The sequence below is a fragment of the Affinundibacterium macrobrachii genome, assembly GCF_014652415.1.
Classification (GTDB): Bacteria; Pseudomonadota; Gammaproteobacteria; order Burkholderiales; family Burkholderiaceae_D; genus Undibacterium; species Undibacterium macrobrachii.
Map to the genome: position 1 here is coordinate 1 of NZ_BMYT01000011.1, position 7,953 is coordinate 7,953.

Genomic DNA, 7,953 nt, shown 5'->3' on the forward strand with positions numbered 1-7,953 from the left:
ATAATTACTCTGTTCACCGGTGTTCTCAAAAGCATAGGTATGGGTATCGCCTGGATTACTATCGGTACTAGAGAAGTTCCCGATGACGGTGTTATTGGTTGCGGTTTCAGGCAAAGAATCACCACTTAACGCAATCGCAGTAGGAGCGACATTGACGCCATTGATAGTGACGGTAGTAGCATTATTCAACACAGCAGGGGCGATACCATCAGAGACAGAGAGCGAGAATGTTGCGGTCTCAGAAGAACCGATGGTAAGACGACCTGCAGTCGGTTGAAACACCAGCGCACGCAGAGCAGCTTGGATGACAGCAGGAGAGGCTGCGGCATGGGTATAAGTTGTACCGCCATCGGCGGTGGAGAAGCCACTAGCGGAGAGTGAGGCGGCGGTAAAAGCGCCCTTGGCCGCGTTATCGAGCGTAATGGAGACGGTTTCAGACGCACCAACATCAGGATCGGTGATGACGATATTAGCAAAAGGCGCAATCGTCATGGACTGATTGATGGATTGACCTGCTACTGCACCTGTGATCACTGGAGCGACGTTAGTCGCGACTACGATTGCTTTGTTATTACTTAAGGAGTTGAGACTTCCAGGTGTAGGCAGGGTAATTAAGGCATTATTGCCTAACAAGTCTTTGATACCGCCTGCGTTTAAGTTGAGAGCCGTACTGCTTAGATAATCTAGGCCAGTCGAATTGTCGCCGAGCTGCACGGTGTAGTTGAAAGTAATTGTCGACGAACCTGAGCCCGTGGCGTAATTTACCGTGCGATCAATATTTCCCGTCTCAAGAGTGAGTTGTGGCGTGCCAGTAATATAGACATTCTCATTAAATGTAATATTGATAGGGATCACTGCACCGACGTCGTAGGTGGCGTTAATTACAGATGAAGTGACGCTGTTGATTAATGGACCTGCGTTGTCGATCGTATAGCTTTGTCCACCAGTAAAGCCCCCAGCAATCGCATTGCCAGCAATGTCAGTAATCCCTGTGCCAGTGTTTTTTAAATCTAATCGTAGCGTGCCGTTCCCGCTGACATTGTCAATGCGAACGGTCCATAGATTGTTCGAACCAGAAACGCTTGCGATACTGCCATTTACCATTCCAGTGGTGGATAGTGAGAAGTCACCAATATCGACAACATTGTTCGCCACATTCTCAGAGAAGCTCACTTGGAAATCGAGCGTACCTGTATTTGTTGGTGTGGACGACACACGATTGATACTAATGATCGTTGGGGCAATGCCATCAACTAAGACGCCGGCAGTGCTGGCTACGCTGTTCAATGTTAGTGATGCATTATTACCGCCCGCATCCTTGATGCTGCCGCCATTGCTAATGATATTTGTGCCAAGTGTCACACCGTTAGCATCCGCATTGCCATTAGCGACGGTGTAGCGAAAAACTAATGCAGAGGAACCGCTACCGCTAAAGTACGTTGCATCAACTGTCCCGCCTGAATCGAGTGTGAGTGGAATAGATGGCGTCCCCGTAACGATGACGTTTTCATCAAAATTGACAATGAAGTCTAGATGCTGACCTGCTGTATGCGTTGTATTTGCCGGTGCTGTGACGCTCGAGATCGCTGGTGTATTGGTATCAAAGCTAAGCGTAAGACTACTATTGGCCGCACTGCTATTTCCTACCGCATCGGTGTAAGAGCCAGCGGCAACGCTGATTGTGGATGAACCTTGATTAGTTGCTGTGGTTGGCGTAAAGAGCGCGGTCCATGTTGTACCGGATCCATTGAAATTACTTAAAATACCGCCGCTGGCCGAGATATCGCCCGCGTTAAATCCAAGCGGCGCTTCGCTGAAGTTGAAGCTGATGGCAGCTGATTCGCCTGTCTTTAATGCCGTGTTGTCACTACTGATAGTGAGCGTAGGTCGTTTCGTATCTATAACAAAATTACTGCTATTCGTTGTACCTACGCCTGGCGTATTGGTTGAATTATAGGTACCCGCAAGATTGACAGAGATTTTATTGTTGGCGCTATCGACATTCGCATTTGGCGTAAAAATGGCTGTGTAAGTGATATTGTCGCTGGTTTGTAAGCCAGATAAAGTGCCATTCGCAATCGAGATGTCTGCAATGTTGAAATTGGTGACAGCTTCGGAAAATGTGAATGTCACATTTTGTGTATCACCAGCTTTAAGTGTTGCATGTGATAGACCGATGTTTAATGTCGCGGGAGGGCTATACAGCGTGATCGTACCTAAGTGAGCATCATTGCTACTGCCATTACTACCTGTGAAATTGCCTGTCCCCGTGGCGGTTCCACCGAAGCCGCCTACACCTTTATTTCCAATCGTCAGCGAAGTTTGAGATGCGGCATCCATACGTAGAGTGCCTGTCGACCAAATTCCCCCAACACCGTTGCCACCAACGCCACCATTTCCTTTGCCTGCATAATTGGAGGCAGCACCGCCACCGCCACCACCGCCAGCAGCAATATTATTGGTAATACTACTGTTCGTAACCGTTAGCGTGCCGCTGTTAAAAATCCCTCCAACAGCGCTACCTCCTGCACCACCAACAAAGTAGCCACCACCGCCACCGCCACCGCCACCGATCGATATGCTTCCGTTACTGGCTGTCGCACCCGCACCGCCAATACTATAACCAGAACCAACGTATGGAATACCTGCGCCACCTCCTGCGCCGCCGACCGTGCTACCACCATATCCACCACGTTGACCACCTGATGTGCCTGACCCATTGCCACCGATGCCAGCACTGGGAGCTGTTGGCACTTCACCTGCCCGATCAAAGCCACCAGTGCCACCCAAGCCTGCACCAAAGCCACCACCACCGCCACCGCCACCGCCTTTGGCGAAGCCGCCGCCTGTACCGCCACCACCAGATGCCTTGTTTTCCGTGATCGTACTGTTATGTATGCTGAGCGTGCCTGCGTTGCGAATTCCTCCACCAGCACCATCGGTTCCAGCTCGGCCAGGGCCAATAGTGTTACCCATATTGTCTCCGCCATTGCCTGCAGCTAAACCGTTTTTGATAATTAGGTTTTCTATGCTTGCGTTGGCTCCCGAGGCAACATCAATGACGCGGGTTAAATTGCCTGCATCGATGGTTACCGCGCCACCGGCATTATTTTTGCTGCCGATAATCGTTATTGAGTGACCTGAATCGGCGCTTATTGTGATGGTGTTTCCACTCGATACAAAGAGAATGTCATCGGTGAGGGTGAGCGTGTCATTTACACCATTTGAATTGGCAGTAGCCATCGCCGCTTGCAAACTCGCCAAATCAGATGCTGTTAAGGTTGCTGCAAGGTGAGACCAGTTCGCTAGTTTTAATTGATCGATTGCTGTCGAGTGATTATTGATGCTCCCAGTACTGATCTCTAAAACCCAATCACCTTCACGATTAGCATCGCCAGTATCATTGTTTGATGCGGCGATATCTGCCTTGGTGGCGAGTGCGAGTTGGTTGACAAAGTTTTGTCCTTTCTCCGTCGCCGCAAGATCGCAACCATACAATAGTAAGTCACCATCAGATTTGAGCGCATCACCAATAATTTGGAGCTCATTTTGATAGTTGCTTAAACTACCTTGATGTAAGGCGGTGTTCCCAAGCAAAAGCAAACCATCGGCACCATGTGAAATGATCGAGATCGCGTCGAGATTCTTATATTGTTGCAAGGTATCAGCAATTTGTTTGACGCCATCTTTTGTTTTATCGAGCACAACGACAGTCGCCCCAGCTTTTACCGCATCTATTAGTTGTTCGAAATCTGGTAGACGGCTATCAATAAAAACGATGGAATTGGTGTTGAGATGATTCAGTGATCCGATGCTAGATGTTGTGGCGCTAATTGATGCCTTATCGTCCATTACTTTCTCGGGCGATGTATTCATATTTTGTGCGGAATATGATGATGCAAGGTGTAACGTAGTCATAGGTTCTTACTTAATGCAAACTAAATGCGAAGCTAGATTGTGATTTTTCTCTGTTGATGTCAGACATGTTTACATTTCACATGCGGAGAGAATCGTTAATTTGTGTAGTGACACCAATGTTTTAGTAAGTTTTATTTTGACAGCGTGGAAAGCGTATTTATTGTTCAAAAATACTTACCTAAGATGGTAACGAATCATCGTGCCTGAGGAGGGGAATGTCTATAGTCTGATCAGACTATAGAGGGGTGGATTTTGTATTCGACAGCTTAGGGAAATTCGATATCTGCGATGATGATTTTAAATATCGCAGTCTTTCTAAGTCTTAAAAATAAGTATCGTATTTTCAGTGTGTTGCTGATGTTGCGGTCAATATAAGAGAAAGTTGAGTATGCAATTGCGATGGTGAAACTGGTTTGTGTAGTAACGGTAATGCTGAAGCACTTGCTTCTCTTAATCGCACTGGTGCGGTATCCCCTGTGACTAAAATGGCGGGAATACTAGTTCCACAAATTGCACGCACTGCGTCGATGACTTCTGTCCCTTTGCAGTGATCTCTGAGACGATAGTCGCTAATAATTAGGTCAGGCGTATGCGACCTAGCAATCGAATTGGCTTCTTGCATTGATGCGGCAAGATCGCAAGTACAGCCCCACTGTGTCAACAAGCTGGCCATTGCATGGCGAACGCTCGTATCATCGTCGATCACGAGAATTCTTGCATGTAGATGGAGTACTTCCGCGGGTGTATCTTTCGGTTCGTCTTCGAGCACGTTGACGTGCGCTAAGGGTAACTGTATTTTGAATACACTTCCTTTGCCTAAGCGCGATGCTAATTGAAGCTTTAGGCCTAAGATTTGCACCATTTTTTGTACAATAGAGAGACCTAAACCCAGTCCTTTTTGTCGATCACGCTCACTGTTTCCGAGTTGTTGAAATTCTTTGAAGATATCGTCAAAAGATGTGCTTGCTATACCAATCCCAGTATCCCAAACTTCTAGACTTAATTGTCCTTGTTTTTTCCTCGCAGAGATGAGGACGCCACCTTCATTTGTATAACGAATCGCGTTGCTCACGAGGTTGCGGATAATCATTTCAACCAAGGTCGGGTCAGAAAAAACAACATGATGTGTTTCTGGAGAACGATAAACGAGGCCTTTGATATTGGCTTGCGGTGCTAGCTCATTCTCAATCTTATTTAGGATATGTTGCAATCGAAATGCTCTAACCTGAGTCTCTACTACGCCAGCTTCGATACGCGAGTAGTCAAGTAATGTGTGTAGCATTTCAGTTGTTGCATTTGCTGCGGAACAGATACTCTCTACAAGTTGTTTTTGTTCGGTAGATAAATTCGTTGATTGTAAAACTTCCAAAAACAGACCTTGTGCATGAATCGGTTGGCGTAAATCATGGCTCGCTGCGGCTAAAAAATGTGACTTTTCGGCGTTGGCTTTTTCTGCTGCAACTAAAGCTTGTTCTGCTTTTTTCGTCGCAGAACTCAGCTGTTCAATCAAATCAAGATTTTCGAAGCGTAGTTGAATCGAGGCGCGTGCGGTGCGTGAGGTGTTATAGGCTTGACCCATCAAAGTAATGGCATACATACCAACGGCAATACCGATTGCCCAATACGCAGGATCATTTAAGCTGATAACAGCATAGACCATAGAGCCAAGTTCAAACAATAGGAAGAGCGCGAATGCTGGCAAGACGGGCGATAAAATTGACATTGAGTTTGCTGCAATGCCTGCGAGTACGGCTAAGATCAAAACGCTGCCAGCGGTACTTGCCGTTTGTAGGCCTATCCAAGCAAGTGCCCCCCAAACTGCACCATCGATAGCGTGCAATAACATGAGGCGTTTTTGTACATGGTCGACTTGATCAGCTTGTATACCGTGTTGAATAAATTTTCTCGCATCATAAACATCGATTAGTTTTGATAGCGTGACAGCGGCACACCAAATACCTAATGCAACACGATTGTGCTCATTTTTTAAAGTGAAGAAGAGTACCAGCGCGACCAGTATTCCCGGTAGCATAGAGCTACCGAGATTACGCATCAATAGAAGTTGTAACTCGATACGAATATTTTTTTCGACAGATATTGATGCGTGTAACATTCAGGCGACTAATCCCATACGGCGAGCAGTAAATGCGGCTTCAGCGCGGTTCGATGCGTTGAAAGTTGCCAGTAATACTTGCACATGACAGCGAACCGTGTTCTCGGATAGATCTAATTGGCGGCCAATCATTTTATTTGATAAGCCTTTGCATAGCAGATCTAAGACTTCGTACTGTCGCGGTGTCAGTAGAGGTTTACTATTTGTTGGAGATAATCCCGATTCATTTTGTGTAAATTCCTTGGCTCTTTTTCCCTGATCTAAGGCAAGTTTAATGGCACGTAAAATCTCTTCGGCTGAGTTTCCTTTAGAAATAAAATGATGCGCACCTCGCTCTTGTGCTAAACGAATGGTGTCGGATGAGTCGTCTGCCGAAATAACAATAATTGGACAGCCTGGCCATTTTCGTTTCAGTAATGCGGCTCCGTCTAAGCCATTTAAACCCTGCAACTTAATGTCTAATAAAAGTAAATCTAGCGTTGTATTGGCTAAACGCATAGCTTCTTCTAGTGAGGCTGATTCAATAATGTCGATGTCGGCCAGACTATTTAAAATTAAGGTCCGCAAGCCACTACGAAACAAACTGTGGTCATCAATGAGAAGTATGGTTTTAGTTGCCATGGGAGTTCGTTTAACTACAAAAAGTAGAATCTTTGGCGTTAAATTAGTTTGCGCGAATCTCTGAAGTAAATTCACCATATATTATGGCATCAATTTAGATGGATTCACTCAGTTTGCTTAGTTGTGTAAATCAGCGCAATTAATAGAAGGCTAAGGAATAAATCAAAAAGACTGCTAACGCAGTCTTTTTGATGGAGAGAGACACTAGCCTTATTCTAAAAAACGCCCAATATACTCATCCGAACTAATAAACTGACCAATGAGGGTAACAGAGTCGGAATTTGGTTGATTGAGTAATTCATTAAAAGTAGCGGGATCAGGAGCACGCCCAAGCAGGCCGACGAAGTCGAGGGTGAGCGCAACCTTGGCTTGAGAAGCGGCTTTGAACTCAGTCGATTCGGTAAAGCTAGCGAGCAGATCACCGCGGTTAACACCGCTAGAGAGTTGATTGACCCAATAGGTCTTACCAGCAGCATCCGCAGGACGGTGTAAGACATTCTGATAGACCAGATCGATGAACTGAGCATTGTCGATAGCACTATATTTTTGCTGAAATTCAGTGCTCGCAACAAAGGCATTACTGATCGAAGACAAAGACATGCCCGCGTTATATTGTTTGATCCAATAATCGAGACCATCACGATCAGGAATACGATCAAAAGCACCAAAGTAAAGACGGGCTAAACTACCAACACCCTGTTGGAACTCGTTTGAGGCCAAGAAAGAAGCAGCGACTTTGGCACGACTCATCCCCGCTTGTTCAATTTGCTGTACCCAATAATTGAGTCCAGCAGTATCGGCTTCACGGAACAAGAAATCACGATACATCTGCATCGCAAATTTCTCAGCACTTTGTAAGACGTTATTATCTTTGACGAGAGGATTGGTGCCCATCTTGGTTTCAATCGCATCAGGAATACCGTCACCATCCCAATCAGCGGTAATATTACTAAAAGCAGAAGCCGACTGTTTCCAACCAAGCCCACCCTGAACATGGATATGCCCATCACCCTTAGCAGAAAGATCGAATGGACTACCATCGGTGATCTGCAAATCGACGCGGTATTTACCATCAATCAAGGAGATATTGCTGGCTAAATTAACCCACGTACCAGTTTTATCCTGTACCCAGAAGCCATTGATCGGCGCATTCGCATCGGTAAAGAAAGAGAATTTAACAGACTGATTCAAAGGCGCCTTTTGCACATCAAAATCGACTAAGCCAAACGGCAAAGACAAATCATTACCACTCAAGAATGGCGTAGGCAAAGGATTGACAGCGACATGCTCAATACCTGCCT

At 46.0% G+C, this 7,953-nt stretch carries 4 protein-coding genes; all 4 read right to left on the minus strand.

Annotated elements, in window-relative coordinates; genetic code table 11:
* On the minus strand, positions 1-3,918 hold a 3,918-nt coding region (locus IE103_RS18565), incomplete at its 3' end, for a DUF4347 domain-containing protein (RefSeq protein ID WP_189347857.1).
* A 343-nt stretch (positions 3,919-4,261) separates the two neighbouring features.
* Positions 4,262-6,031 (minus strand): ATP-binding response regulator, encoded by a 1,770-nt coding sequence (locus tag IE103_RS18210; protein WP_189347858.1) that lies wholly within the window; start codon positions 6,029-6,031, stop codon positions 4,262-4,264.
* A complete protein-coding gene (locus IE103_RS18215; RefSeq protein WP_189347860.1) occupies positions 6,032-6,652 on the minus strand; it encodes a response regulator in 621 nt (206 codons plus the stop codon).
* 210 nt (positions 6,653-6,862) lie between these two features.
* Positions 6,863-7,953 (minus strand): DUF4214 domain-containing protein (locus tag IE103_RS18220; protein WP_189347862.1); only part of this gene is annotated, 1,091 nt, incomplete at its 5' end.